This window comes from Cellulomonas chitinilytica, from assembly GCF_016862675.1.
Classification (GTDB): Bacteria; Actinomycetota; Actinomycetes; order Actinomycetales; family Cellulomonadaceae; genus Cellulomonas; species Cellulomonas chitinilytica.
Genome location: NZ_BONK01000020.1, coordinates 1 through 26,400 on the forward strand (window position 1 = coordinate 1; position 26,400 = coordinate 26,400).

A 26,400-nucleotide genomic window follows, 5' to 3' on the forward strand; every position below is an offset into this window, starting at 1 on the left:
GGCGTCGGGGTCGGGGTCGGCGTGACCGTCGGCGTCGGCGTCGGGGTCGGCGTGGGCGTGGGCGTCGGCGTGGTCGTGCCGCCGCCGCCGATGTTCACGTCGCTGCACAGGAAGTACGTCTGGTCCTGGTGGCTGGCCTGCCAGATCGTGTAGATGATCGCGCGGCCCGAGCGGCCGGACGGGATCGTCACGTCGGTCTGGTAGTCACCGGTCGTGGGGTACGAGCCGGTCGTCTTGATCAGCTCGAGGTCGCCCCAGCCGAGCGCCTTCGTGGTCGGGTCGTAGCCGGCCTTCGACACGTAGATCTTGAGCCAGTCCGCCCCGTGCTTCGCCCCGTCGGTGAGCGTGAGGTGGAACGTTGACGCGACGGTCTTCGCCTGCCAGTTGCCGGGCGTGTCGAGGAAGTCGTACCGCGGGTCCGCCTTCGGGCCGCCCGAGCAGAGCTGACCGTCGGGGATGTTCTCCTCGAACTTGCCGGCCAGCCCGTTGACGTACAGGCCGTTCCAGTTCCACATGTCGTCGGGGTTCGTCTGGAACGCCTGGTAGCACATGGGGTCCTGGGTCACGATGTCGCCCTGGTACCACTTGTCGCCGTTGCCCCACCGCTCCCAGCAGCCGTAGTTGCGGGTGGGCGGGTCGGTGACGGAACCGTGCGCGGACGCCGGGGTGGCTGCCACCGTGAGGGCGACCATGGGGGCGATCACCGCGAGGGGTACGGCGAAGGCGAGGGTGCGGAGGCGTGCTCGTAAGGACATGGAGGTCTCCTGGTGCTCGAGGTGTCGGCCCGTGTCGTCGCTGGCCCGGGGCGTGCTGCTCGCACGCCCCCTGCGGAACCACCTGAGTCGCACCCCGGTCGTGCCCCCGCCGGACGCGTGCAGGTACACCGTGGTGGGAGGCGGTGGAGGTGACCACCGCGTAAAGCGTTTAGGCGGGAGGTTTCGACACCTACGCGGGTGAGCGCTTGCCCAGCACGTAGATCCGCGGGTGGTGGCCCTTGGCGAACACCCGGACCGTCTCGCGCGGGGTCCACAGCGCGTCGGCCTCGCGCAGGCAGCGCTCCATCACGGTGATCTCGTGCGTGAGGACGACGAGCGTGCCGCCCTCCTTGGTGACCCGGTGCGCCGCCCGGAGCAGCCCGCCGTGGACGTCGGCGGCCGTCGCGTGCGAGCCGTGCAGCGTGCCCCAGGGCGGGTCGGCGTACACGACGTCGAACGGCGCCCCGGTGAGGTCGGCGTCGGTCGCCAGGGCGTCGGCCTCGACCAGGGTCACGCGGCGGGTGAGGGCGGCGGCGTCGAGGTTCGCCGCAGCCGCCGTGAGCGCCTCGGGGGCGTTGTCGACCCCGACCGCCGCCTCCGTGGGGCCGGTCAGCAGCCGCTCGACGAGAAGGGTGCCGGACCCGCACATGAGGTTGAGCACCCGGTCGCTCGCCGTCACGCCGCCGAGCCGCACCATCGCGGCGGCGATCGTCGCGTTCACCGCTCCCGGGTAGTCGGCGGCCCGCCACGTGCGCGCCGACAGCGGCCGCGGGCCGACCCGGACGAGCACGTCCCAGCCGGGGTCCGGCGCGCCCGCCCCACGGGCGGCGCCCGAGCGCTCCGGGCCGCGCCGCGCGGCACCCCGACGGACGCGGATGACGAGCTGGCCGTCGCGGTCGTCGTGCTGCAGCCCCGTCGCCTCCCGGATGAGGTCCGCGAGCCGCAGGAACACCGCCGAGTCGCTCCCGGCGGCCTCGAACCGGAACGACGAGGACCCGCCTGCCCGCAGCGAGGCGTACACGGCGTCGACGATCCTGGCCAGGTGGTCGCCGCTGGTCAGCGACCGGGGACGGGGCACGTCGAAGTGCAGGTGCACGAACGCGGCGACGGCCGTGCGCAGCCGCAGGACGTCGGCGAGCGGGCCGGTGTGCCGCAGCTCCAGGGCGTCGTCGCGTCCGGGGACCGGGACCGGAGGCCGGGTGGGCGCGAGCACCTCCGCGACCTCCGCGGCGAGCACGTCGGCGAGGCCGGGCAGGAACGTGAGCTCGACGGTGGTGGGCCGAGGTCCGGCCGGCGCGGGTCTCCCCGCGGTCCGCCGCCGGTCGTCGTGCCGTGGGCCGCCTCGGTGGGACGACGTCGGCCGCCGACCGGGCTGGTCACCCGCGCCGCGCGACGGCCGTCCGCCGCCGCCCTGCCGTCCGCCGCCCTGCGGTCCGCCGCCCTGCCGTCCCCGGTCGCGTCCCCGCCGGTCCTCGGTCACGCGGGGACGGGGACCGCGGCGCCGACGGCCCGCAGCACGAAGGCCTCGGTCTGGGCGATGGCGCGCTCGCGGGCGGGGCCGTCCTCGGCGACGCCGCGGCCGGACAGGCACGCGTTGACGAGCGGGACGGTGACGTCGAGGTCCTGCTCGGGGAACGCGCCGCTGGCGACGCCGGCCGCCAGGATCTGGCGCAGGAGCTGCTCGACCACGACGACGTGCTCGCGGACGCGGGCCTGCGAGCCGCGGGACAGCACAGTGCGCAGCTCGGGGCCGGGGGCGACGTGGTAGACGCGCTTGAGCTGTGCCTGCGCGCGGACGTACGCGCGGAGCTGCTCGACGGGGTCGTCGATGTCGTCGAGCGCGCGCTGCAGGGTGGCGGTGTACTGCTCGGTCTCGTGGGTGATGAACCCGAGCAGGAGCGCCTCCTTGTCGGGGAAGTGGTTGTAGACGGCCGTGCGCCCGACGCCCGCGGCGTGCGCGATGTCGGCGAGGGTGATGGCGTCGAAGCCCTGCTCGGCCATGAGGGTCGACAGCGCCGCGAAGAGCTTCTGCCGGGTCTGCTCGCGGTGCTCGTGCAGGGACCCGCCGATGATCTTGGGCATGGTGACATCGTCGCACGTTCTGTCAGAAAATCCGACCGGCGGATCTGGTCACTCGTTCGTATGCTCGCAGGACGGGGGGATCTGCTCGACGACGGGCGGGAAGGAAGCGCGATGGTCGACGCCGTGCGCGCCGCGCACGAACGGTTCGTCACCACAGGACACGCCCCCGGGCGGCACGTCCGACGCCTCGTCGTGGACTCCTGGCGGCGCAGCGCACGCAGCGGCGTCGACCCCGAGTTCGCCGCCGCCCCGGTGGACATGGCGGGCCGCACGCTCACCGGCTACCGCCGCCAGCACCCTCTCGCGGGCGCGATGCCGGTCGTCCGCGACCTCCTCGTGACCCCCGGTGCCGACGCCGGGTGGGTCACCGCGCTCACGGACGACGTCGGGCGGATGCTCTGGGTCGAGGGGGACGGGGACGTGCGCCGTCGCGTCGAGGGCGTCGGGTTCGTCGAGGGAGCCGTGTGGCGCGAGGACTGCGCCGGCACGAACGCGCTGGGCACCGCGCTCGTCACCGACCGGCCGGTGCAGGTCGTCGGCACCGAGCACTTCGCCCGTCGCGTCCAGCCGTGGAACTGCGCCGCCGCCCCCGTGCACGCGCCGTCGGGTCAGGTGCTCGGCGTGCTCGACGTGACCGGCGGGTCGATCGTCGCGTCCGCCCTGGCGATGTCGCTGGTCCGCGCCACCGTCGCGGCCGTCGAGGCCGAGCTCGCCCGCGCCGCCGGCGTCGACCGTGCCGGGCCCACCCAGGCGCTCGCACTCGGCCACCTGCGTGGCTCGGCCGCCGGAGCACCGGTCGACCTGACCGCCATGCCGCCGACCGTGCCCCCCGTCGGACCTGCCGCCCGGCTGCGCGTCCTCGGCGCCGGGGAGCCGGTGCTGCGGATCGCCGGTGCGCCGGTCCGGCTGAGCCTGCGGCACGCCGAGATCCTCCTGCTGCTCGCGGCGCACCCCGCCGGGCTGTCCGCCGACGAGCTCGCGGTGCTGCTCAGCGCGCACGACCTCTCGGACGTCACGGTCCGTGCCGAGGTCTCGCGGCTGCGCCGGTCGGTCGGGCCCCTGATGTCCGCGTCGCGGCCGTACCGGCTCACCGCTCCGGTCCCCACGGACATCGACCTGGTCCGGTCGCTGCTCGACGCGGGGGACACGTCCGGCGCGCTCGCGTCCTACCCCGGGCCGGTGCTCGCACGGTCGGTGGCACCGGGGGTCGAGCAGCTGCGCGACGAGCTGACGGCCGACGTCCGCGCCGCCGTGCTGGTGAGCCGGTCACCCGAGGTCGTGAGCCGGTGGCTCGCGTCCGACGAGGGCGCGGAGGACTGGCAGGCGTGGGAGCACCTCGCCTGGCTGTCGCCGCGGGGCACCCCGGCGCACGCCCGGGCTCTCGGACGGCTCGACCTGCTCACCCGCCGGCTGGGCTGACCCGTCCCGACCGGCGGGCGGCGACACCGCCGGCAGGTCGGGACGACGGCCGGGTCAGGACGGTCGGGGCACGCAGACGACCCCGGTGCACTGCGGCTCGTTGCCGTTGCGCCGGGCCGTGTTGCCGCCGAGGTCCGTCACGCCGGGGGTGTGGATGCCCCACCCCGTGTTGTTCTCCACGCGGTTGCCGCCGAGCTGCAGGAGTGTCCAGTCCTCGTCGGTGGGCTGCGTGACGATGCCGTCGCCGTTGCGCACGACGACGTTGTCCTGCAGCACGAGGTCCCAGTAGTAGGGCGCCTGCGTGGCGTTGAAGGCGACGCCGTTGTCACGGAACGTCGTGCCGCTGATCAGGCCGCCGGCCAGCTCCGTCACGACGGCCGACGTGTTGCGGCTCAGCGTGGAGCCCTCGATGACGACGTAGCCGAGCCCGGCACTCACCGCGGTGTCGCTGCCGCTGACCGTGGAGCCGCGCAGGGTCAGGGACGACGTCCCGCCGACGGAGATGCCGCTCGTGTTGCCGACGAACCGGCTCGCGTCGACGAGGAAGCTCGCCTCGTTCCCGGACAGCCCCTGGGCGTTGCGGCTGAACGCCGTGCCGCTGACCTGCACGGCCGACGCGTCCGACGAGATGGCGGTGCCGTTGTCCTTGAAGACGCTGTCCTCGACGGTCGCGACGCCGTACCACGTGATGTCGAGCCCGGTCTCGTTGCCGCTGAACGTGGTGCGTCGGACGACGGTCGGACCCCAGGACCCGAGGAACTCTCCCTGCGTGCGCAGCGCGACCCGGTTGTCGGCGAGCCGGACGTCCTCGACGAGGAGCGTGAGCGGGTCCGACTCCGCGTCGGGGTTCGCGGGCTTGTTGCTCACCGCGACGCCCCAGCCGCGGACGGTGCCGTTGCGGACCGTCGCGCCCTCGGGGGCGGCGGAGATCGCACTCCCCGAGCCGTTCCCGACGACGGCGTGGCCGCCGAGATCCAGCGTGACGCCCTTCGCGAGGTGGAAGGCCGGGGACGCGCCCGGGCAGCGCACGTCGGCGGTCAGCGTGGTGTCCTCGCTGAGCGTGGATCCGCAGGCGGGCGGCGCCACGGCCTGGGCCGCGGGTCCGACGGTCAGCGCGGCGGCCCCGAGGGCAGCCACGGCGAGCGCTCGGGCGGCGACGGCGGACCGTCGGGTGGTGACGTGCGTGTGACCTGGCATGACGCGTTCTCCCCCCATGAGCGCCCGCCCTCCTGCGGGCGCGATCAGGCCCATGGTCGAGGGCGGGCCCGGCTGGACGCATGCCCGATAGGACCCGATATCGGGTGAAATGCCCCTCACGTCCTGCACGGGCCCGGTGTGAGGCGGGGGTGCAACGGTCGTGCAACGTTCCCCGACCTACGGTGCGTCCAGCACGAGGCAACGACGCCGCGTGCTCGGGTGCCGTGCCACGAGCGAGGCGCCCGGCAGCTCGCCCCCCAGGAGATGCGATGACCGTCTACGCCGCACCCGGCACCCCCGACAGTCTGGCCACGTTCCGCGACCGCTACGACCACTGGATCGGCGGCGAGTACGTCGCCCCGTCGGCCGGCCGCTACTTCGAGAACCCGAGCCCCGTCACCGGCCGCACGTTCACCGAGGTCGCCCGCGGCGACGCGGACGACATCGAGCGTGCCCTCGACGCCGCGCACGGCGCCGCGCGGGCCTGGGGCAAGACGTCCGCGACCGAGCGCGCCGTCATCCTCAACAAGATCGCCGACCGCATCGAGGCGAACATCGAGTCGCTCGCCGTCGCGGAGTGCTGGGAGAACGGCAAGCCGATCCGCGAGATCATCGCCGCCGACCTGCCCCTGGCCGTCGACCACTTCCGCTACTTCGCCGGCGCGATCCGCGCGCAGGAGGGGTCGATCTCCGAGATCGACGGCGACACGATCGCCTACCACTTCCACGAGCCGCTCGGCGTGGTCGGGCAGATCATCCCGTGGAACTTCCCGATCCTCATGGCCGTCTGGAAGCTCGCACCGGCGCTGGCCGCGGGCAACTGCGTGGTGCTCAAGCCCGCCGAGCAGACGCCCGTGTCGATCCTCGTGCTCATGGAGCTCATCGGTGACCTGCTGCCGCCCGGCGTGCTCAACATCGTCAACGGGTTCGGCGTGGAGGCCGGCAAGCCGCTCGCGTCGTCGTCCCGGATCCGCAAGATCGCCTTCACCGGGGAGACCACCACGGGCCGGCTGATCATGCAGTACGCGTCGCAGAACATCATCCCCGTGACCCTGGAGCTGGGCGGCAAGTCGCCGAACCTGTTCTTCGAGGACGTCGCCCGTGAGAAGGACGACTTCTACGACAAGGCCCTCGAGGGCTTCGTGATGTTCGCCTTCAACCAGGGCGAGGTCTGCACCTGCCCGTCCCGCGCGCTGGTCCAGGAGTCGATCTACGACGGCTTCATGACCGACGCGATCGCCCGGACGGCAGCCGCCAAGCAGGGCAACCCGCTCGACACCGAGACGATGGTCGGCGCACAGGCGTCGAACGACCAGCTCGAGAAGATCCTGTCGTACATCGACATCGGCAAGGCCGAGGGCGCGAAGGTGCTCCTCGGCGGCGAGCGCGCCCAGCTCGACGGCGACCTCGCCGACGGGTACTACGTGCAGCCGACGATCTTCGAGGGCAAGAACTCGATGCGGATCTTCCAGGAGGAGATCTTCGGGCCCGTGGTCGCCGTGACGAGCTTCTCCGACTACTCGGACGCGATCCACACGGCCAACGACACCCTGTACGGCCTCGGCGCCGGGGTGTGGTCCCGCGAGGCGGCGATCCAGTACCGGGCCGGGCGCGACATCCAGGCCGGCCGGGTGTGGACGAACTGCTACCACGCGTACCCGGCGGCGGCGGCGTTCGGCGGGTACAAGGGCTCGGGCGTCGGCCGCGAGAACCACAAGATGATGCTCGACCACTACCAGCAGACCAAGAACCTGCTCGTGTCGTACTCCGGCAAGGCGATGGGGTACTTCTGACGGGTCGTGGGGCCCGGACGCTTCGGGGGATGCGTCGGGGGGGTCCGGTCGGGTGGGGCGCGGAGGGGACGCACCACCCGACCGGACCGTGGGTCGTGCGTGCGGTTCCGGTCGCGGTTCCGCACGGCCGGGAGGAGGGTCGAGAGCATGGACGTGCCCGAGCGTGTCGCGGTGACCGACGCCGCGGCGGACCTGCTGCGGCAGCTCCGCGCGCAGCACGGCGAGCTGATGTTCCACCAGTCGGGGGGCTGCTGCGACGGGTCGTCGCCGATGTGCTTCCCCGCGGGGGAGTTCCTCACGGGAGACGTCGACGAGCACCTCGGCGACCTCGACCTGGGCGACGGGGTCGTCGTCCCGGTGTGGATGACGAAGGCGCAGTACGAGTACTGGAAGCACACGCACCTGACGATCGACGTGGTCCCGGGCCGCGGCGCGGGGTTCTCGCTGGAGGCTCCCGAGGGCGTCCGGTTCCTGCTGCGCTCGCGGCTCCTGACCGACGACGAGGGGGTCGCCCTGCGGGCGGCGGGCGTGCTCTGACGCCTCAGCCGCAGTCCTCCCTGGGCGCCTCGGGGGCGCCGACGGCGACCTCGACGACGGTGCCCGTGCCCGTGGGGGAGTCGACGACGAACGTCACGCCGTCGACGGTCAGCTGCGTCGACCCACCGTCCGGGTCGACCTCCCAGGGCATGTTCGGGTACGCCGCCTGCAGCTCCGTGACCGTGGAGCCGAGACCGATCCCCTCCGCGGTGCGGGGGCCTGCGGCAGGGTCGGCGTCGCCGGTGGACAGCGCGTAGATGCCGTCGACCAGCCCGGGCACGGCGTAGGACTGGGTGACCCGCAGGTCGTCGATGCCGGCGAGGCCGCCGATCGTCATCGACAGGCACTCGTCGGGGGCGGGCGCCGTCCTGCCGGTCGCCGCCGCGAGGTCGCCGAGCGCCATGCCGAGGTGCGCCGGGCCGATGCCGGTGGACGTGATCGCCCCGACGGGGGCCACGGCAGCGCTCGGCGTGGAGGTGGTCGCGGGAGCCGTGGTGCCCGGAGCGGACGGGCCGCCGATCGAGCACGCGGTGAGGGTGCCGAGCGTGACGGCGGCGAGCACGAGCGGGCGACGCATGCGTGGGGCTCCTGGGGCGGGCGGGGCGAGGGGAGCGGACCCGTCGACCGTATCGGCCGCGGGTGTCCGTCCGGGGCGGTTCGCCCCGTTCCGGACGGCAGGAGATCGACGGTGGGCACGTCTGTCGCACGGCGGGTTCTGCGTCTACCGTGCGGGCATGACGAGCGAGACTCCCGCCACCGACGTCCAGACCGGCATCGAGCCCGACACCAAGGACTGGACCTGGGTGCTGCACGAGCGCTGCCCGGAGTGCGGCTTCACCGCCGCCGACGTGGACCCGCGCGCGATCGGCGGCACGGTGCGTGACCTCACGCCGCGGTGGGTGTCGGCCCTGCACCGCGAGGACGCGCGCGAGCGCCCGGAGCCGGCGACGTGGAGCACGCTGGAGTACGGCGCGCACGTGCGGGACGTGCTGCGGGTGTTCGACGAGCGGCTGCGGCTGATGCTCGACCAGGACGATCCGCCGTTCGCGAACTGGGACCAGGACGCGACCGCGCTGGAGGACCGGTACGACCTGCAGGACCCGGCGGTGGTGGCCGACGAGCTGGTGGACGCGTCCGAGGTGATCGCCGACCGGTTCGACGCCGTGGGGGACGACCAGTGGGAGCGGCCGGGCCGCCGGTCGAACGGGTCGGCGTTCACGGTGCGCACGCTCGGGCAGTACTTCCTGCACGACGTGGTCCACCACCTGCACGACGTGCGCGCCTGAGCCTCCGCCAGGAGTTGTCCACAGGGTTCGTCCACACCCGTGTGCAGAGCGGGTGAAGCCTGTGGATGACGGCTGTCACCGCAGGTCATCGCGACTCGCCGGGCGCCACGCCGAGCCGAAACATGCCTGAATCACCGCCTGTGTACCGTCCGCCGCCATGAGCCTGGCTGCTGTCGCGTTGCCGGTGGGTCTGAAGGACAGGCACGTGCTGGTCGTGCCGCGCGGGACGGACGTGCTCGCGCTCGCGGCCGCCTGGTTCCCCGGCGCGGCGTGGTCGATACCCCCGGTGCAGGCGGGCGCGAGCGGTCGGATGACGGGGGCCCGGTTCCGCGGCATGGCCGCCCAGCCGGCGACCGGGTCCGCGGGGCTCCTGCAGCTCGACGCGACGATGACGCTCCACGGGCCCATCGCGCTCGACGCGGACGCCGCCCGTGAGCTCGGTCTCGCGCCGCGTGACGTCGACGCGTACGCCCTGGCGTCCGCGGACCCGGCGGTCCGGCTCCAGGGCGCCGCGATGGACCTCGTCACCGGCTGGCTCGTCGCCGCGGCCCGCCGCTCGGGCGGCGCGATCGTCCCGGCCGACCGGGCCCGGCTCGTCCAGCCCGACCCCTCGGCGGCCGTCGACCTGACGCTGTGGTCCGCCGTCCCGATGTCCGCGCACGAGGCCGTCCCGCTGGTCCGCCCCGCTCTGCACGGCGCCCGGATCGGTGCGGGCGAGGTGCCGAGCCAGGCCTACGCGCCCGAGGGGGCGTTCTCCGTCACGGCCGTGTTCGAGTACGACGGTGCCGTCACCGTGCGGGCGGACCGCTCGACGGACGTGCCGATGGTCCTGTCGACGCTGGACTGGCGGGAGTACGGGCCCTGGGCGTACCACGTGGTGTGGCAGCCGACCTCGCCCGAGGAGCTGACGATGGACCAGCCGTCGCCGCTGCACGTCATCGCCCGCTCGCGCGTCAGCCCGGGCATCGCCCGCGCGACGGCCGCCCTGTGGCGGGCCGTCGGCGGGTCCGTGGTCGACAGCATGGGTTTCCTCGTGACCCCCGACGAGCTGCGGGAGCGTGCGTCGAACATCGCGCGCTGACGTCCCTCCCGGTGCGCCCGGGAGGGACGTCAGGGTGAGCGGTCAGTCGGCGATCCGCAGGTAGCTGTCGATCAGGCCGACGAACTCCGACCGCAGGCCGTAGGGGTCCTCGCCGACGGCGGCCTCGGCACGGTCGCGTGCCCGGGTGGGGCTGGCGTCCTCGGCGTGCTGCGAGCCGGACACCGCGAGGCCGAACTCGGCGACGGCCGACGCGAACCGGAAGTCGGTCGAGGGCCGCGTGGTGTACGTGTCGGCGCCGGCGGGGAACACGACCTCGGTGCTGGTGCTCGCGCCCGGGTTCTTGTAGCGCACGTGCACGGTGAGGAAGTCGTCGGAGTGCCCGGGCTTGACGTCCTGGTAGTCCAGGTCGTCGTCGGGCGACCCGTCCCGGGCCGGGACCAGCTCGTAGAACGCGGTGACCTCGTGCCCGGCGCCGACGTCACCGGCGTCCTTGGCGTCGTCGTCGAAGTCCTCGTCCTCCAGCCGGCGGTTGTCGTACCCCAGCAGCCGGTACTGGGACACGGTCGCGGGGTTGAGCTCGACCTGGACCTTGAGGTCCTGCGCGACGACGAACATCGTCGAGTCGAACTCGTCGACCAGGACCTTGCGCGCCTCGTCGAGGGTGTCGATGTAGGCGTAGTTGCCGTTCCCGTGGTCGGCGATGGCCTCCATCGTGTTGTCCTTGAGGTTGCCCATGCCGAACCCGAGCACCGAGATGTAGACGCCCGACCGGGCGTGCTCCTCGATCAGGTCGGTCAGCTCCTCGGGGCTGGACGGCCCGACGTTGAAGTCGCCGTCGGTCGCGAGGACCACCCGGTTGTTCCCGCCGTCGACGAAGTTCTTCGCCGCGAGCTCGTACGCGGTCTGCAGGCCCGCCGCGCCGCCCGTCGACCCACCGGCCCGGAGCTCACGCAGGATCCGCACCAGCTCGCCGTGCTCGTCGCCGCGCACGGAGTCGGCGAGCACCTCGTCGCTGCCGGCGTAGGTCACGATCGAGACGGTGTCGTCCTCGTCGAGCTGCTCGACGAGCAGCTCGAACGAGTCCGCGAGCAGCGGCAGCTTGTTCGGCTCGTCCATCGACCCGGACACGTCGAGCAGGAACACGATGTTGTTGCCGCGGTGGGTGGCCTTCTCCGCCGTGGCCTGGACGCCGATCATCGCCAGCTGGTGGCCCGGTGCCCACGGCGCGTCCGCGACCTGCGTCGTGACGGTGAACGGGTCCGCAGCGTCCGGCTCGGGGGTCGGGTAGTCGTAGTCGAAGTAGTTGACGAGCTCCTCGATCCGGACGCCTTCCGGCGCGACGCCCTCGTTCAGCTGGCGGCGCAGGTTGCTGTAGGACGCGGTGTCGACGTCCGAGGCGAACGTCGACAGCGGGCTCGTCGCCACGTCCTGGAACGCCTGCTCCGGGGAGGTGTCGTACTCCTCCTGCCCGTCCACCGGGGCCTGGCGCGACCTCTCCTGGGCGAAGGAGTCGTCGTAGCCGCCGTCCGGTCCGTAGGAGGCGTCGCTCGAGCCGGCCGCGCTGCAGGCCCCCAGCACGCCCACGACGGCGAGCGCAGCGCATCCCGCGACCAGACGGCTCGGTGCCTTTGTGCGCACGTCCGCACCAGCACTCCGGGTCGCAAGAATGGTGCCCATCAATGACCGTCCACGCATCGTCGCCTCCATTGTTCGAGGACTGAAGCGTGGCGGGCGCCGCGGGGCCCGACCAGCACGGGAGAGTCACGCGACCGTCCCGTTCAGGTAACGAACAACTCGATTCGGTAACTCCGCGACCTCGGCCGCGAGGGAGAGGAACCGCAATTCATCGGCATCAAGAATCGAGACCGAAATGTGACACCGGGACATTCCCGGCGCACTCTCTCACTCGAACGGCACCGAGCCGGCCGGCACCAGGTCCACGGCGACCGTCGGGTGCGCACCGGAGCCCTCCGTGAAGATCACGCCTCGCAGCGGCGGCACGTCGCCGTAGTCACGCCCCCAGCCGAGCAGCACGTACCGGTCGTCGACGAGCTGGTCGTTCGTCGGGTCGATCTCGACCCACCCGGCGCCCGGCAGCCACGCGGACACCCACGCGTGCGACGCGTCCGCGCCGCGCAGCTTCTCCCGGCCGGCGGGCGGCCGGGTCTCGATGTACCCGCTCGTGTACCGGGCGGGCAGGCCGTGCAGCCGCAGCGCGGCGATCATCAGGTGCGCGAAGTCCTGGCACACCCCGGCGCCCTGCGCGAGGAGCTGGGCCTGGGTCGTGTGCACCGTCGTCGAGCCGGAGCGGTACGTCAGCTCGGTGCGGATGCGGTGCGCGAGGTCGACGAGCACCGCGGCGAGCGGCCGACCCGGGGTGAACGTCGGCTCCGCCCACGCGCGGACCTCGTCGACGAGCCGCACGTGCGTCGAGGGCAGGACCGCCTCCCGCAGGCCCACGAGCGCCTGCTCGTCGACGGCCGCGACCTCCAGCGCGCCGTCGGCGACGGCCCGGGCGACGTCCTCCCACGCGACCGTCGGCAGGGTGTCCGGGTCCGGGGCGACGCGGGACACCTCGACCGACGACCGGGACGTCACGACCAGCCGGGTGTGCGGGGTGGTGACGCCGAAGAACGTCGTCCGGTTGCCGAAGTAGTCGACGTACGTCGCGGTGTCGGCCGGGGCGGGGTCCACGACGACCGCGGTCTCGTGCACCGTCTGGCCCGGCAGGTCCCGCGGGGTGATCGTCGTGCGCCCGTAGGAGTCGGTGACGGGCTGCGGGTACTCGTACGTGGTGCGGTGCACGAGGTCGTAGGCGCGGCTCATGCGTCCCACGCGTCCTCGAGCGGGCGGCTCGGCACCGGGCGGACGAAGTGCTGGCGCTCGATCTCGTCGGACGCGGCGCGCAGCCGCCACAGGATCGAGTCGAGCGTCTCGGCGAGCCGGGTGCGGCGCCCGTCGTCGGACACGGTGGTCGCCGCGGTGGCGGGGTCGAGCTCGGTGAGGAGGTCGACGACGTCGGACAGCAGGTGCGTCGGCGTCGGGCCGGGGACGGCCACGAGGTCCTCGCGCAGGCGCTGCACCTGGTACCGCAACGAGCGCGGGTTCGACGGGTCGAGCAGCAGCAGGTCGAGCACCTCCGCGACACCGCCGTCGGACTGGTACCGGCGGCGGAACGTGATCGCCGACTCCTGCGTGAGCAGCACGGAGTCGACCACGAGCCGCTCGACGCCGCGGGGGCGCCGGTCGACGAGCGTGGCGAGCAGGCTCTCGACGAGGTGCTGCGCGCGCTCCACGCGCCGTCCGGCGTCGAGGAACTGCCACCCGACGTCCCGGACGAGCCCTTCCGCGCTGATGCCGGCGACGGCGAGCAGACCTTCGAGGACCCGGTCGAGCGCGGGCCGCAGCCCGACGGTGACCGTCTGCGCGTCGGTCGTCGCCCCCAGGTCCAGCGTCTCGGCCGACCGGGACCGGCTGCGGGACCGGGCGCGCTCGTCGCGCAGCGCGCGCTCGATCCGGGCGAGCGGGATGAACGTGTCCGTGGAGAGCTGGTCGCGGACGGCGGCCGCCGCGGCGGCGAGACGACGGACCGACCGGGCCACCGTGCCCGGCGTGGTCGGGTCGAGGACGAGGGCCCGGAACGCCGGGGTGCCGTCGCCGGCGGTGCGCGGGTGGTCGCCGAACAGGGACGCGTGGTGCTCGTCGGCCGCGGGTGCCGTGGGGTCCACGTCGGCCGTGAGCGCGTCGATGAGCACGGTGAGCGCCCGCCCGCCGGCGGAGGCGGGCCGCCGGTGGAAGTCGTCCCAGCGGTCGACGACGACCCGCAGCACCCGCACCTGGTCCTCGGCACGCTCGGCGTACCGGCCCATCCAGTAGAGGTTCTCGGCCGTGCGCGGCGAGATGCCGGTCGCGGGCCGGCGGGGGCTGACGAGCTCCGTGGGTGCCTCGTCGGGCGCTGCGGCGTCGGTGTCGGCGTGCGCGGCCAGCACCCACACGTCCTTCGCGGTCGCCCCCGTCGCCGAGGAGACGACGTGGTCGTCGGCCACCCGGGCCAGGCCCCCGGCCATCACCGTGTACGACGAGCCGTGCCCGACGGCGTACGTGCGCAGGACCGCCGCCCGGGGGCCGGGAGTCCCGGCCGCCGCCGGCTGCTCGCTGCCGACGCCCACCGCGGTCTCGTCGACGACCGGCCCGGCCGGGCCGACGGCCTCCTGGCCGACCCACGCCCACGGCTCCGCCTCGACGCGCGCGGCGAGCTCGGCGCGCTCCCGGTGGCTCAGCGTCCAGCCGAGCACCGCGCCCGCGCCCGTGCCGCGGGTCGCGGGGAGCAGCACCAGGTCCGTCATCCGCGTGAGCACGTGCTGCCGGGCCGTCGCGTCGCCGCACCACCACGTCGGGGCCGACGGCAGGGCGAGGTCCTGGTCGAGCACGGTGCGGGCCAGCCGCGGCAGGTACGCCAGCAGCGCGGGGCTCTCGAGCACGGACGAGCCGAGCGGGTTCACGATGCTCACGTTCCCGTGCCGGACGGCCCGCACGAGCCCGGGGACGCCGAGCCGGGAGCCGGTCCGCAGGTCCAGCGGGTCGCACCACTCGGCGTCGACGCGCCGCAGGACCACGTCGACCCGCTCGAGCCCGTCGAGCCCGCGCATCCACACCCGGCCCTCCCGGACCAGCAGGTCGCTGCCCTCGACGAGCGGCAGGCCCAGCATCGACGCGAGGTACGCCTGGTCGAACGCCGTCTCCGACGCGGGCCCGGACGTCAGCAGCACCACGTGCGGCTGCTCGACGCCGCCCGGCGCGACGTCCCGCAGCGCGAGGCGCATCGCCTGGAAGAACGGCCCGAGCCGCTGGATGGGCGCCTGCCGGTACACCCCGGCCATGACCTGCGCGACGACCCGGCGGTCCTCCATCGCGTACCCCGCGCCCGACGGCGCCTGGGTCCGGTCGCCGACCGCGCACCACCCGCCGTCGGTGTCCCGCACGAGGTCGGTGGCCGTGAGGACGAGCTCGCGCCCGCCCGGCATCCGCAGGCCGTCGACGGCCCGCAGGAACCCGGGGTGGCCGAGCACGACGGTCGGCGGCAGCAGGTCGTCGGTGAGCAGGCGGCGGGCGCCGTAGACGTCCTGCAGGACGGCGTCGAGGAGCTCGGCCCGCTGGACGAGCGCCGCGTCGAGCCGCGACCACTCCGGCTCGTCGACGATGACGGGCGCGGGGTCCAGGAGCCACGGGCGTGCGCCGTCGAGCTGGTCCGTGCCGTACGTGACGCCGTGCTCGGCGAGCAGCAGGTCGCTCGCGTCCCGGGCGCGGGCCAGGTCGGCGGGCGTCGGCTCGTCGGCCGGGTCGGTGAGCCAGGACCAGTCCGGTGCGTGCACCGGCCCGTCGCCGACCGCGGGCGCGCTGGGCTGGTCCAGGCGCGGCCGGGGCGACGAGAGCAGGTCGGTCACACGGAGAGTCTGACCCACGCGGGACGCGGACGCGCAGGTCGGCGCGCTGGGTGGACGTGTCGCGGTGCCGGTCGGTGGGCCTCGGGCCAGACTCGGAGCCGACAGTCCGAGCGAGCGGGAGGTGGCACATGGACCCCGGTGCGGTCATGACGTGGGTGGGGGAGTACGAGCGGGCGTGGCGGGAGCGGGACGTCGATGCGGTCGGTCGCCTGTTCGCCGACGACGCGTCGTACCTGCGCAGCCCGTACGACGACCCGCCGCTGCGGGGCCTGGCGGCGATCCGGGACTTCTGGGAGGACGACACGCCCTTCGAGATGACGGCCGAGCCGGTCGCCGTCCAGGGCGACACGGCGGTGGTGCGGGTCGAGGTGCACTACGGCGGCGACCGCCCGCAGGAGTACCGGGACCTGTGGGTCGTCCGGTTCGACGCCGAGGGCCGGGCGTCGTGGTTCGAGGAGTGGGCCTACTGGCCGGACAAGCCGTACACGCAGGCGCCGCAGTGACCGACAACTGTCGGGTTTCTCACATGCTGGAGGCAATCGAGCAGGTCAGCGCGGTGTCGCACCTGCGCGCGAGTGGATCTTGGACGAACGTCTTACTACGGTGCTGAACGGCCGATGTGAACTGAGAGCCGTTGGAAGAGGAGGTCCCCATGGACACCAGCACCACCACCCCGCGTGCGACCGTCGACACGTTCGAGTCGGCGAACCCGTTCCTCGGCGAGACCGAGACGCTCGTCGTGGCCGGCCGCGCCCTGGACGGCCAGCGCGTCAACGACATCCCGACGCAGCGCTCGCGCGACTGACGTCGACCGTCGTCGCGACCGTCCGCGCTCAGCCGACGGTCGCGACGGCCCGGCGGACCGCGTCGAGCGTCGCCGCCACCTCGTCCGGGCCGGTGGCCCAGTTGCTCACCGAGAACCGCACCACGTCCCGCCCGCGCCAGCGTGACGGGTACGCGTACGCGACCCCCTCGTCGCGCAGCGCCGCCGAGACGGCACCCGTCGTCGCGTCGTCCGCGAACGCCACGCACACCTGCGTGTAGACGACGTCGTTGACCACCTCGGCGCCGGGCACGTCCGCCAGCCCGCGTGCCAGGGCGGCCGCCCCGTCGGCCAGCCGGTCGACCAGCGCCGCGACCCCGTCGCGCCCGAGCCACGCGAGCACCGCCCACACCGGCACCCCGCGCGACCGCCGCGACATCTCCGGCGCCATCTCGTGCGGGTCCGTCGACCCCTCCGCGGCGACGAGGTACGCGGCGCGCACCCCGAGCGCGGTGTGCGCGTCCTGCGGCGACGCGACGATCGCCACCCCGCAGTCGTACGGCACGTTGAGCGTCTTGTGCGCGTCCGTCGCCCACGAGTCCGCCGTCTCGTAGCCCGCCGTGAGGTGCCGCAGCCGGGGCGACGCCGCCGCCCACAGCCCGAACGCGCCGTCGACGTGCACCCACGCGCCCCGTTCGTGCGCGACCGCGACCGCCGCGCCCACGTCGTCGAACGCCCCGGAGTGCACGTTGCCCGCCTGCAGGCACACGATCGTCGGCCCGTCACCGGCGGCCAGCTCGTCCGCGAGCGCGTCCACGACGATCCGGCCCTGGTCGTCGGCCGGCACGAGCGTCGCCGCCCCGAGGCCCAGGTACCGCAGCGCGAGGTCCACGGACCCGTGCCGTTCCGCACCCGCGAGCACGCGCACCCGCGGAGCGCCCGCGAGGCCGTGCGCGTTGACGTCCCAGCCGGCCTTCGCCAGCACGTGCTCCCGGCCCGCGGCCAGCCCGACGAAGTTCGCCGTCGTCGCGCCCGTCACGAACCCGACCCCCGAGTGCGCCGGCAGCCCCAGCAGGTCGAGCAGCCACTGCGCGGCCAGGTCCTCGACGGCCGTGGTGCTCGGGCTCGCGTACCGCATGCCGCCGTTCTGGTCCCACGCGCCCGTCAGCCAGTCCGCCGCGAGCGCCACCGGGTACGTGCCCCCGATGACCCACCCGTAGAACCGCGGCGACTGGCTGGCCAGCAGCCCGGGCTCGACGGCGTCCGCGAGCCGCTCGACGACCTCGCGCGCGTCCTGCGTCGACTGCGGCAGCTCACGCCCGAGGGCGTCCTTGACGGCCTCGCCGTCCACGCCCGGCGGGATGGGCCGCTCCGGCATCTGGTCGAGCCAGCCGAGCCCGCGGTGCAGCGCCGCCGCCAGCGGGTCGCGGTAGTCGTCGCGGGGTGTCATCGGGCGCCGTCGCCCGGACCGGGGTGCACCTCTGCGAGTGTTCTCGCGTCCTGGACGGGCGTCAACGCCCCGCGACGGTCAGGCCCGTGCGCCGGCGAGCTCCCGCCACGTCGCCGAGCCGGCACCCTCGCGGTCCTCCCGCGACGGCAGCATCGCCCGGCACGTCGACACCGCGTCGACCAGCATCGCGACGAGGTCCTCGTCGCACCTCGGCCCCGTCGCCACCGCGGCGAGCGACACGTCGACGACCCCGCGCGGCAGGTCGCGGGTCCGGCGCGGGCGGCCCATCGCCCGCGTGAACCGTTCGGCCCACGCGGCGTCGACGGGGACCCTCGCGAGCGCCTCGTCCGTCGTGCGCCGGCGCTTGCCGGACGCCCGCCCGTCGACGGGCTCCAGGAGCCGGTCGAGGGTGATGAGCGCGACCGCGAGGACACGTGCGTCCTGCGCGCGGGCGACGGGCAGGGCGTGCCGGGCGGCCACGTCGGCGATCTCCAGGGACCACGCCGGGTCGTCGCTCGCCGTGCCGACGAGGTCCGGGACCAGGTGCGTCAGGCGCATCCGGGAGCCGTCCTCGACGAGGTCGTTCACCGACCGCGCCAGGTGGGCGAGGAGCGGGTGCGTGCACGTGGGGTGGTCGCTCCAGCGCTCGCCCGCGAGCACGCTCGTCCACTCCATGAGGCAGCCGCCCTGCTCGGGGCGGCGATGCCTGCCGGGCCGCAGCTCGGGCAGGACGTCAGGGATGCTGGGGGCGGGACGGGTGCGCATGATGGACCTCCGACCGGTGATCCGGTCAGTGTCCGTCCGACACGCCCCGAGGGCAACGGGTACGTGCTCCCGACGCACAGGCACGGGCCTCATCCTGTGCGCACCCGACGAAGTAGTCGGGGTGGGGCCGCTCCAGGTCCCAGCGGCGGACCGCCCCGTCGCGGTACCTCAGGAGCTCGTGGCCCTGCACGTCGATCCAGTACCAGCCGTCGGTGAGCGCGAACCAGTGCGAGGACTGTCGTGCCAGCAGGTACGCCGGGATGACCGCGTTGCCCCCGGCCAGGCCACCCGTGACGTCGGTACGGACGATCTGGGTGGCCGACGTCGCGTGATGGGCGAGGCTTCGGGGGAGACGCTTCCTGCGGGCGTCGACGTCCTTCGGACGTGGTGTCACATGCGAGAGGCCCCGGCCGGGATCGTCGTCCTGGACAGGGCCTCGCTGTGGTGGAGCGGGTGACGGGAATCGAACCCGCGCTATCAGCTTGGGAAGCTGATGTTCTGCCATTGAACTACACCCGCATGTCGATCCCAGAGGCACGTGGTGCCCTGGTCGGCCCGGACAGCATACCCGGGACGCCCCACGCCGCGAAGCCGGTCCCGAATTCGTCGACCGGGCACCGGGCCCGTGTGGAAACCTCGACCCCATGCCCGCCGCGCTCCGCCCGTACCACCCGTCCGATCTCGGCGCGATCTACCGGATCTGCCTGCTCACCGGCGCCGCCGGGGGTGACGCGTCGGCGCTGTACCGCAACCCCGACCTGCTGCCGCACCTGTACGCCGGCCCGTACCCGGTGGCCGACCCGGGGCTGACGTTCGTCGTCGTGGACGAGCTCGGCGTGGTCGGCTACATCGTCGCGACCGCTGACACGTTCGGCTTCGAGCGGTGGCTCGACGAGCACTGGTGGCCGACGCTGCGGACGCAGCACCCGCGGGTCGACGACCCGGGCGACGGCACCGAGGACCATGTGCTGATTGACCGGATCCACGACTGGAAGGCCGCCGACGACACCCTCTACGACACCCACCCGGCCCACATGCACATCGACCTGCTGCCCCGCGCGCAGGGCCAGGGCTGGGGCCGCAGGCTCATCGAGACGCTGTCCGGGGCGCTGCGCGAGCGGGGTGTCACCGGCCTGCACCTGGGCGTCGACGTCCGCAACACGGGCGCGATCGCGTTCTACGAGCGGGTCGGCTTCCAGCGGGCCCGCACCCACGACTGGGGCGCCACCCTCACGCTCGACCTCTGACGTCGGCGGTCGCCGCTGACGTCGTGCCGCCGAGCGGGTGGTAGGTGGCCGTCGTCCCACGGTTCACCCGCGATCTCCCGGCGCCGGTGGTCGGCCGTCGGCTACAAACGCCGTGCGGCGCGGACGGCGACCGCGGCTCGGGGGTGTCGGATGCGGTACCTGTGCGCCGAGCGGGGGTGCCTGCGCGGGAGCGTCCCCGTCGCCGAGACGATCTGTGCGGCGTGCGGGTCGCGGACCCGCGGGCTGGAGCCGACGTCGCAGGTGGGCATGCTGCGGCGGATGGTGCTGGTCGCGGCGGTGACCGCGCTGCCGTGGCTCCTCATGAGGGTCTCGCTCGGGCTCGTCGTGCTCGTCGCCGGCGGTGCGCTCGCCGCGTGGTGGGCGACGCGGCGGTCGAGGGCCGAGGGGCAGCGGACCCCGGTCTACTGGATCGTGTTCGCCGGTGCGCTCGTGCTGACGCCGGTCGCCGTGCTGGTCGTGGGCGCGGCTCTCTTCGTCGTCACGGGGTTCATGGGCCTGCACCCCTGACGTCGGCACCTCCTGACAGCTGTCGGAGGTGCGTGCTGGACTGACCTTCGCTCGGGACGGACGACGACCACGGAGGCGGCGATGGGCAGCACGGTCGAGCTGGTGCGGTTCACGGTGGGTGACGGGCGCACGCAGGAGATGCTCGACGCCCGCCGGCGGATGGTCGACGAGTTCCGCGCCGAGCGGGAGGGGTTCGTCGACTCCCGGCTGATCGCCCTGCCGGACGGCCAGTGGCTCGACGTCATCGAGTGGCGCACGGCCGCGGACCTCGACACGTCCCGCGCCCGCGGCGCAGACCTCCCGGGATTCGCCGCGTTCCTCGCGACGGTCGCCACGGTCGTCGCCGACGAACGAGGCGACCTCACCAGCGCCTGACGGCCCTGGCCGCCCGTGGTGGGGTCAGGCGCGGACCGTCACCGTGAAGGCGCCGGACTGCTCCTCGCCGGGCTCCAGGACGAAGACCCCGGTGCCGGGCACGCCGCGGGCGTGCAGCGCGAAGCCGCCGTTCACGTTGGTCACCGGCTCGACGGCGAAGTACGAGCGGCGGCGCGGCGCGTACACGACGAGGTGCGAGTAGATCGGGTCGGCGTGCACGTCGACGTCGACACCGGCGTCCTCGTACGCGATGCGGATCGGCGCGCCGGGGTCCCACCCGGTGAGCACGTCGTCGACGAACCGGGACCCGAGCGGGCGCCCGTCGCGGAAGTCGGCGCGTGCGGGGATCTCGCCCGCGGGTCCGGCGGCCATGGCGTCGACGAGCGAGTAGCCCTGGCGCAGCGGCACCTGGAGCAGCGGGTTGCCGGGCTCCGTCGGGCTGGGCGTGCCGACGGGCCGCAGCGTGCGCTGCAGGTACGGGTGGTGCCCGAACCCGGCGGGGAACGACTCGCGGTCGATGTTGCGCAGGGACGTCCCGACGGTGAGCCGGTTGCCGGTCAGCGCGTAGGTGATCTGCGCACGGAACTTCCACGGGAAGTTGATGCCGACGAGCTGTGACGTGTCGAGCTCGAGCACCACCCGGTCGTCGAGCTGCTCCACGACGTCCCAGGCGTGGTGCCGGGTCGTGCCGTGGATGGCGGTGCCGTCGGCGCCGTTGCGCTGGAGCTGCCAGGTTCGCCCGGCGAACGCGAGGAGCCCGTCACGGATGCGGTTGGACCACGGCACCATCGGGAAGCTCGCGCACTTCTCGGCCTCGCCGAGGGCGGTGCGCCGGGTGGGCCGCAGCAGGTCGCGCCACACGCCGTCGGGCGTGCGGATGCGACCTGCTGCGAGCGACGCACCGGTGCCGGGCACCACGTCGAGCTCCCAGGACGAGCTGCGCAGCGTGAGGACACGTTCCGCCGACCCGCGGGCAGCGAGGGACGGAAGCGCTTCGACATCCTGGAGTGCCGTCATGATGCGTGACCTCGTCGAACCCCGGAGGGTCAGACGGTGACCTCGACGCGCACGGTCGAGCCGGCGGCCGCGTAGGGGACGTGGTTGCCCTGGACCGGGGTGCCGTCGACCGTGAGCGACCCACGGGCGCCACGGGCACCCGAGTTGGTCACGTGGATCTCGTACGTCGCGCCACGGGCCACGCGCGTGACCGTGAACGACGGCACGTCGGGGCCGATCTGCGGGTCGACGACGAGGCCGTCGTAGTCGGGCCGCACGCCGAGCAGGTACTGCGACACCGCGACGAAGTTCCACGCCGCCGTGCCGGTCAGCCACGAGTTCTTGGCCTCGCCGGCGCGCGACGCCTCCTTGCCCGCGATCATCTGCGCGTAGACGTAAGGCTCGAGCTTGTGCGTGTCCGAGATCTCCTCGCGGTACGCCGGGGTGATCCGCTTGTAGTAGTCGAACGCGCGGTCACCGCGGCCCACGACGGTCTCGCCGATGATGACCCACGGGTTGTTGTGGCAGAAGATGCCGCCGTTCTCCTTGTACCCGGGCGGGTACGTGGAGACCTCGCCGAGCTCGATCTGGTACGTCGTGTACGCCGGGTACTGGAGCACCAGGCCGTGCGGCGTGCCGAGCATCTCGCCGACCGAGTCGAGCGCCTTGATCGCGGGCGACTCGGGCGACGTGCCGTCGACGCCGATGCCGGCCATCGTCGCGAAGCCCTGCGGCTCGATCCAGATCTTGCCCTCGGGCTTCTCGTCCGTGCCGACCTTGTTGCCGTAGTAGTCGTACGCGCGCAGGAACCACTGGCCGTCCCAGCCGTGCTCGAGGACGGCCTCGCGGACCTCGTCGACGTACTTGCGGGCCTGCCCGGCGACGTCGTCGAGGCCACGACGCGCCGCCAGCTCGGCGTACTCGGCGCCGTAGAGGACGAACTGCGCGGCGATGAAGACGGACTCCGCGGCGCCGCCCGACTGGTTCTCGGTGGTCTGGAAGGACTCGCCCGGGGTCGTCGAGAAGCAGTTGAGGTTGAGGCAGTCGTTCCAGTCGGCGCGGCCGATGAGCGGCAGGCCGTGCGGGCCGCGGTTGTCGACCGTGAACTGGAACGAGCGCGTCAGGTGCTCGAAGAGGGAGACCTCGGAGCCGGGCTCGTTGTCGAACGGCACCTGCTCGTCGAGGATCGAGAAGTCGCCGGTCTCCTTGACGTACGCGGCCACGCCGGCGATGAGCCACAGCGGGTCGTCGTTGAAGCCGGAGCCGATGTCGTTGTTCCCGCGCTTCGTGAGCGGCTGGTACTGGTGGTACGCCGAGCCGTCGGGGAACTGGGTCGACGCGATGTCGATGATCCGCTCGCGCGCCCGCTCGGGGATGAGGTGCACGAAGCCGAGCAGGTCCTGGTTGGAGTCGCGGAAGCCCATGCCGCGGCCGATGCCGGTCTCGAAGAACGACGCCGAGCGCGACATGTTGAACGTGACCATGCACTGGTACTGGTTCCAGATGTTGACCATCCGGTCGAGCTTCTCGTCGTCGGACGTTACCGAGTACGTCGACAGGAGGTTCGTCCAGTACGCCTGGAGGGCGTCGAACGCCGTGTCGACCTGCTCGGTCGTCGCGAAGCGGCCCAGCAGCGCGTGCGCGGGGGCCTTGTTGATGACCTGGTGGGCGTCGTCGGCCCACTTCTCGTCGTCCGGGTTCTCGATGTAGCCGAGCACGTAGGTCAGGGTCCGGGACTCGCCGGGCTCCAGAGTGACGTCCACCGAGTGCGAGCCGATCGGGTACCAGCCCGAGGCGACCGAGTTCGACGAGACACCGGCGCGCGGCACGGCCGCCTCGCCGAGCCCGTTGTACGCCCCGACGAACGTGTCGCGGTCCGTGTCGAAGCCCGTGGCCTGCGTGTTCACGCCGTAGACGGCGTAGTGGTCCCGGCGCTCGCGGTACTCGGTCTTGTGGTAGATCGCCGAGCCGTGCGGGGAGTCCTGCTCGACCTCGACCTCGCCGATCGACAGGTTGCGCTGGTAGTTCGTCTGGTCGTCCTGCGCGTTCCACAGGCAGAACTCGGCGAACGAGAAGAGGGTGACCGTCTTCGCCGCGTCGGACGTGTTGGTCAGCGTGACCTTCTGGACCTCAGCGTTCTCGCCGAGCGGCACGAAGTAGAGGGTCTCGACGGACAGGCCGCCGCGCTCGCCCGTGATGCGCGAGTAGCCGAGGCCGTGACGGGCCTCGAAGTGGTCGAGGTCGGCCTTGACCGGCAGCCAGGACGGGGTCCACACGTCGCCGGCGTCGTGCACGTAGAAGTAGCGGCCGCCCGCGTCGGCGGGGATGTTGTTGTAGCGGTACCGCGTGAGGCGGCGCATCTTCGCGTCGCGGTAGAACGTGTAGCCGCCGGCCTGGTGCGAGATGAGGGAGAAGAACTGCTCGTTGCCCAGGTAGTTGATCCACGGGTAGGGCGTGTGGGGCGTCGTGATGACGTACTCACGTGCGTCGTCGTCGAAGTGGCCGAACCGCATGGACTTGCCTCTCGAGTGCGCTGAGCGTCGGAGCCGGATCCGCGTGCACGCGCGCCGGCACCGCTGCCGGCCACGCGTCTGGGGCCGACGCGACTTCTGGTCGTTGCGAGAGCGCTCCCACGCGATCTCACGGAGAGAGCATAGCCGCCGCCCCGCCCGGACGGAACGGCCCCTGTCACCCTTCCGTGGAGGCCCGTCGGCCGGTCGGGAGCGGCACCGGCACCGCGTGCCGGGCGTCGCCGCCCGGTCCGGACGTCGCACGCACCCCCTACCGAGGTCGGTCGACCAGGTCAGAGCACGTTCCTAGGCTCGGGGCCATGACGTCCCTCCCGCAGCCCGAGTGCCCGCCCGGATCCGCCGCGCGGGTGTCCCTCGTCAGCGTCGCGCCGGCCCTCGCCGGGCTCGCGCTCCTCACCGTCGCGGCCACGTGGACCACGATCACGCAGGGGTCGACCGCCGTCCCTGCCGCCGTCGACGTCGCTGTCGGGATCCTCTCGCTCGGTGCCCTCCTGCTGGTGCGCGACCGCCCCCTCCCGGCGGGTCTGCTGCTCGGGCTGCTCGCGGCGCTGAGCCCCGCAGCGACGCCGGCGGCGACGGCCGGCACCCTCGCCGCCGGGCGGCTGCACCCCGTGCGGACGGCCTGGACGGTGGCGGCCGCGAGCGTCGTCGGGCACGCGGTGCAGGGCCTGTGGCGGCCGCCGGGGATGCCCTATGGCTGGTGGTTGCTCTGCGACGTCGCCGTGCACGCCGCGCTGCTCGGCTGGGGGGCGTACGCACGGACGCGCGCCGAGCTCGTCGCCGCGTGGCGGGAGCGGGCGGTGCGCGCCGAGCAGGAGCAGGCCCGCCGGGTCGACGAGGCGCGGCTCGCGGAGCGGACCCGGATCGCCCGCGAGATGCACGACACGCTCGCGCACCGGCTGTCGCTCCTCGCGACGACCGCGGGCGCGCTGGAGTACCGCACGGACCTGACGCCCGCCCAGGTGGCGCAGGCCGCCGGGGTGGTGCGGGCGAGCGCGGGGGAGGCGCTCACGGAGCTGCGCGAGGTGATCGGTGTGCTGCGGTCGGCGCCCGACGAGCTGCGGCCCACCCCGGGCGTCGGGGACCTGGCCCGGCTCGTCGAGGAGTCGCGCCTCGCCGGGACGGACGTCGAGCTGTCCGCGCCCGACGACCTCGACGTGCCGCCCGCCGTCGGCCTGGCCGTGTACCGGGCGTGCCAGGAGGGCCTGACGAACGCCCGGCGGCACTCGCCCGGGAGCCGGGTGCGGATCGACGTGACGCGCTCGGACGACGGCGTTGCGGTCCGGGTGGCCGACCACCGTCGCGGCGGCACCGGTGGCAGTCTGGTCGGGCCCAATGGCGAGGGGTCGGGAACCGGGCTCGTGGGGCTCGCCGAGCGGGTCGAGCTGCTCGGCGGCCGCCTCGACGCCGGGCCGAGCGACGACGGGTTCGTGCTGACGGCGTCGGTCCCGTGGTCCCGATGACGAGCGAGGTGGTGAGCCGGGTGGCGAGCGTGACGACTGACGGGGCGGTGCGTCCGACCGTGCGGGTCGTCGTGGTCGACGACGACGCCCTGGTCCGGTCGGGCCTCGTGCTGATGCTCGACGGCGCCGACGGGATCGCGGTCGTCGGTCAGGCGACGGACGGGGGCGAGGTGCCCGCGGTGCTCGACGCGCACGCCGCGGACGTCGTGCTGATGGACCTGCGGATGCCGGGCGTCGACGGCATCACCGCGACCCGGGCGGTCCGGGCGCGGCCCCGGCCGCCCGCGGTCGTCGTGCTGACGACGTTCGACACCGGGGACGAGATCGACGGCGCGATGGCCGCCGGCGCGAGCGGGTACCTGCTCAAGGACACCCCGCCCGCCCGGATCGTCGACGCGGTGCACGCCGCCGCCGCGGGGGAGCCCGTGCTGTCGCCGCGGGTCGCCCGCCGTCTCATGGACACGACCGCCCGAACGGGTGGTGCCCGCGAGGACGCGAGGGCCGTGCTCGGCCGGCTCACCGCCCGGGAGCGCGACGTGGTGCTGGCGATCGGGCGGGGCGCGTCGAACGCGGACGTGGGCCGTGACCTGTACCTGAGCGTGCCGACCGTGAAGTCGCACGTGTCGAGCATCCTGCTCAAGCTCGGGCTGGAGAACCGGACGCAGATCGCGCTCCTCGTACGGGATGCGGACCTCGGGTGACCACGGGTCGGCGCCGGGGCGGAACC

General features: G+C 73.6%; 25 protein-coding genes and 1 tRNA gene. 12 read left to right on the top strand and 14 right to left on the bottom strand.

Translation table 11 applies throughout. The features are described from left to right. The 3 genes from Cch01nite_RS21100 to Cch01nite_RS21110 all read right to left on the bottom strand — a co-directional run. Positions 1 to 755 (bottom strand): lytic polysaccharide monooxygenase auxiliary activity family 9 protein (locus Cch01nite_RS21100; RefSeq protein WP_203758484.1); only part of this gene is annotated, 755 nt, incomplete at its 3' end. Positions 756 to 945: 190 nt separating this feature from the next. Continuing rightward, positions 946 to 1,992, bottom strand: coding sequence for a methyltransferase domain-containing protein (locus Cch01nite_RS21105; protein WP_239071183.1), 1,047 nt, complete (start codon positions 1,990 to 1,992; stop codon positions 946 to 948). Positions 1,993 to 2,231: 239 nt separating this feature from the next. After that, on the bottom strand, positions 2,232 to 2,837 hold the full coding sequence (locus Cch01nite_RS21110; protein ID WP_203758486.1) for a TetR/AcrR family transcriptional regulator: 606 nt from the start codon (positions 2,835 to 2,837) through the stop codon (positions 2,232 to 2,234). A 111-nt stretch (positions 2,838 to 2,948) separates the two neighbouring features. Here Cch01nite_RS21110 and Cch01nite_RS21115 point away from each other — a divergent pair, with 111 nt between their 5' ends. Then, complete coding sequence (locus tag Cch01nite_RS21115) at positions 2,949 to 4,256, top strand: sigma-54-dependent transcriptional regulator family protein (RefSeq protein ID WP_203758487.1); 1,308 nt, start codon at positions 2,949 to 2,951, stop codon at positions 4,254 to 4,256. 54 nt (positions 4,257 to 4,310) lie between these two features. Here Cch01nite_RS21115 and Cch01nite_RS21120 read toward each other — a convergent pair whose 3' ends face one another. Further along, on the bottom strand, positions 4,311 to 5,453 hold the full coding sequence (locus Cch01nite_RS21120; RefSeq protein ID WP_203758488.1) for a right-handed parallel beta-helix repeat-containing protein: 1,143 nt from the start codon (positions 5,451 to 5,453) through the stop codon (positions 4,311 to 4,313). A 269-nt stretch (positions 5,454 to 5,722) separates the two neighbouring features. Here Cch01nite_RS21120 and exaC point away from each other — a divergent pair, with 269 nt between their 5' ends. Further along, positions 5,723 to 7,246, top strand: coding sequence for an acetaldehyde dehydrogenase ExaC (gene exaC, locus Cch01nite_RS21125; RefSeq protein ID WP_203758489.1), 1,524 nt, complete (start codon positions 5,723 to 5,725; stop codon positions 7,244 to 7,246). A 147-nt stretch (positions 7,247 to 7,393) separates the two neighbouring features. Next, entirely contained in the window at positions 7,394 to 7,783 is a 390-nt protein-coding gene (locus tag Cch01nite_RS21130; RefSeq protein WP_203758490.1) for a DUF779 domain-containing protein, read from the top strand. A 4-nt stretch (positions 7,784 to 7,787) separates the two neighbouring features. Here the strand turns inward: Cch01nite_RS21130 and Cch01nite_RS21135 are convergent, their stop codons facing one another. Further along, on the bottom strand, positions 7,788 to 8,360 hold the full coding sequence (locus Cch01nite_RS21135) for a hypothetical protein (protein ID WP_203758491.1): 573 nt from the start codon (positions 8,358 to 8,360) through the stop codon (positions 7,788 to 7,790). 157 nt (positions 8,361 to 8,517) lie between these two features. Between Cch01nite_RS21135 and Cch01nite_RS21140 the strand changes: the two genes are divergently transcribed. Both Cch01nite_RS21140 and Cch01nite_RS21145 read left to right on the top strand, forming a co-directional pair. Continuing rightward, positions 8,518 to 9,069, top strand: a complete 552-nt coding sequence (locus tag Cch01nite_RS21140; RefSeq protein WP_203758492.1) for a DinB family protein — start codon at positions 8,518 to 8,520, stop codon at positions 9,067 to 9,069. A 157-nt stretch (positions 9,070 to 9,226) separates the two neighbouring features. Then, entirely contained in the window at positions 9,227 to 10,150 is a 924-nt protein-coding gene (locus Cch01nite_RS21145; protein WP_203758493.1) for a hypothetical protein, read from the top strand. A 42-nt stretch (positions 10,151 to 10,192) separates the two neighbouring features. Here the strand turns inward: Cch01nite_RS21145 and Cch01nite_RS21150 are convergent, their stop codons facing one another. The 3 genes from Cch01nite_RS21150 to Cch01nite_RS21160 all read right to left on the bottom strand — a co-directional run bounded on the left by Cch01nite_RS21150 (position 10,193) and on the right by Cch01nite_RS21160 (position 15,555). Beyond that, positions 10,193 to 11,749 (bottom strand): vWA domain-containing protein, encoded by a 1,557-nt coding sequence (locus tag Cch01nite_RS21150; protein ID WP_239071184.1) that lies wholly within the window; start codon positions 11,747 to 11,749, stop codon positions 10,193 to 10,195. Between the two features lie 264 nt (positions 11,750 to 12,013). Next, on the bottom strand, positions 12,014 to 12,937 hold the full coding sequence (locus Cch01nite_RS21155) for a transglutaminase family protein (protein ID WP_203758495.1): 924 nt from the start codon (positions 12,935 to 12,937) through the stop codon (positions 12,014 to 12,016). Continuing rightward, complete coding sequence (locus Cch01nite_RS21160) at positions 12,934 to 15,555, bottom strand: circularly permuted type 2 ATP-grasp protein (RefSeq protein ID WP_203758496.1); 2,622 nt, start codon at positions 15,553 to 15,555, stop codon at positions 12,934 to 12,936. Before Cch01nite_RS21160 ends, Cch01nite_RS21155 begins: the two co-directional genes overlap by 4 nt. A 128-nt stretch (positions 15,556 to 15,683) precedes the next feature. Here Cch01nite_RS21160 and Cch01nite_RS21165 point away from each other — a divergent pair, with 128 nt between their 5' ends. Together Cch01nite_RS21165 and Cch01nite_RS21170 are read left to right on the top strand one after the other, a co-directional pair. Further along, positions 15,684 to 16,058, top strand: a complete 375-nt coding sequence (locus Cch01nite_RS21165) for a YybH family protein (protein ID WP_203758497.1) — start codon at positions 15,684 to 15,686, stop codon at positions 16,056 to 16,058. 149 nt (positions 16,059 to 16,207) lie between these two features. Beyond that, positions 16,208 to 16,360 (top strand): hypothetical protein, encoded by a 153-nt coding sequence (locus Cch01nite_RS21170; protein WP_203758498.1) that lies wholly within the window; start codon positions 16,208 to 16,210, stop codon positions 16,358 to 16,360. Between the two features lie 28 nt (positions 16,361 to 16,388). On the opposite strand, the gene Cch01nite_RS21175 is transcribed toward Cch01nite_RS21170, so the two are convergent. The 4 genes from Cch01nite_RS21175 to Cch01nite_RS21190 form a co-directional block, all read right to left on the bottom strand. Next, a complete protein-coding gene (locus tag Cch01nite_RS21175) occupies positions 16,389 to 17,768 on the bottom strand; it encodes a pyridoxal phosphate-dependent decarboxylase family protein (RefSeq protein ID WP_203758499.1) in 1,380 nt (459 codons plus the stop codon). Between the two features lie 78 nt (positions 17,769 to 17,846). Further along, positions 17,847 to 18,533: a hypothetical protein gene (locus Cch01nite_RS21180; protein WP_203758500.1), complete on the bottom strand. Its 687-nt coding sequence runs from the start codon at positions 18,531 to 18,533 to the stop codon at positions 17,847 to 17,849. A gap of 25 nt (positions 18,534 to 18,558) precedes the next feature. After that, positions 18,559 to 18,927 (bottom strand): DUF5984 family protein, encoded by a 369-nt coding sequence (locus Cch01nite_RS21185; protein WP_203758501.1) that lies wholly within the window; start codon positions 18,925 to 18,927, stop codon positions 18,559 to 18,561. A 51-nt stretch (positions 18,928 to 18,978) separates the two neighbouring features. Beyond that, positions 18,979 to 19,052: transfer RNA gene (locus Cch01nite_RS21190), tRNA-Gly, on the bottom strand. Positions 19,053 to 19,177: 125 nt separating this feature from the next. Between Cch01nite_RS21190 and Cch01nite_RS21195 the strand changes: the two genes are divergently transcribed. The 3 genes from Cch01nite_RS21195 to Cch01nite_RS21205 all read left to right on the top strand — a co-directional run bounded on the left by Cch01nite_RS21195 (position 19,178) and on the right by Cch01nite_RS21205 (position 20,683). Then, complete coding sequence (locus Cch01nite_RS21195) at positions 19,178 to 19,780, top strand: GNAT family N-acetyltransferase (RefSeq protein WP_203758502.1); 603 nt, start codon at positions 19,178 to 19,180, stop codon at positions 19,778 to 19,780. Between the two features lie 150 nt (positions 19,781 to 19,930). After that, positions 19,931 to 20,308, top strand: a complete 378-nt coding sequence (locus Cch01nite_RS21200; RefSeq protein ID WP_203758503.1) for a hypothetical protein — start codon at positions 19,931 to 19,933, stop codon at positions 20,306 to 20,308. 81 nt (positions 20,309 to 20,389) lie between these two features. Then, the gene (locus Cch01nite_RS21205; RefSeq protein ID WP_203758504.1) at positions 20,390 to 20,683 is read left to right on the top strand and encodes an NIPSNAP family protein; all 294 of its coding nucleotides are present in this window, start codon (positions 20,390 to 20,392) and stop codon (positions 20,681 to 20,683) included. 24 nt (positions 20,684 to 20,707) lie between these two features. Here Cch01nite_RS21205 and Cch01nite_RS21210 read toward each other — a convergent pair whose 3' ends face one another. Beyond that, the gene (locus Cch01nite_RS21210; protein WP_203758505.1) at positions 20,708 to 21,700 is read right to left on the bottom strand and encodes an aldose epimerase family protein; all 993 of its coding nucleotides are present in this window, start codon (positions 21,698 to 21,700) and stop codon (positions 20,708 to 20,710) included. Between the two features lie 29 nt (positions 21,701 to 21,729). After that, positions 21,730 to 24,192, bottom strand: coding sequence for a glycoside hydrolase family 94 protein (locus Cch01nite_RS21215; RefSeq protein ID WP_203758506.1), 2,463 nt, complete (start codon positions 24,190 to 24,192; stop codon positions 21,730 to 21,732). 317 nt (positions 24,193 to 24,509) lie between these two features. On the opposite strand from Cch01nite_RS21215, the gene Cch01nite_RS21220 reads away from it, so the two are divergent. Both Cch01nite_RS21220 and Cch01nite_RS21225 read left to right on the top strand, forming a co-directional pair. Further along, positions 24,510 to 25,673, top strand: coding sequence for a sensor histidine kinase (locus Cch01nite_RS21220; protein WP_203758507.1), 1,164 nt, complete (start codon positions 24,510 to 24,512; stop codon positions 25,671 to 25,673). Beyond that, positions 25,670 to 26,374 carry a response regulator gene (locus Cch01nite_RS21225; RefSeq protein WP_203758508.1) on the top strand — a complete coding sequence of 235 codons (705 nt, stop codon included), beginning with the start codon at positions 25,670 to 25,672 and terminating at the stop codon, positions 26,372 to 26,374. Before Cch01nite_RS21220 ends, Cch01nite_RS21225 begins: the two co-directional genes overlap by 4 nt. The last annotated feature ends 26 nt before the right edge of the window (positions 26,375 to 26,400 follow it).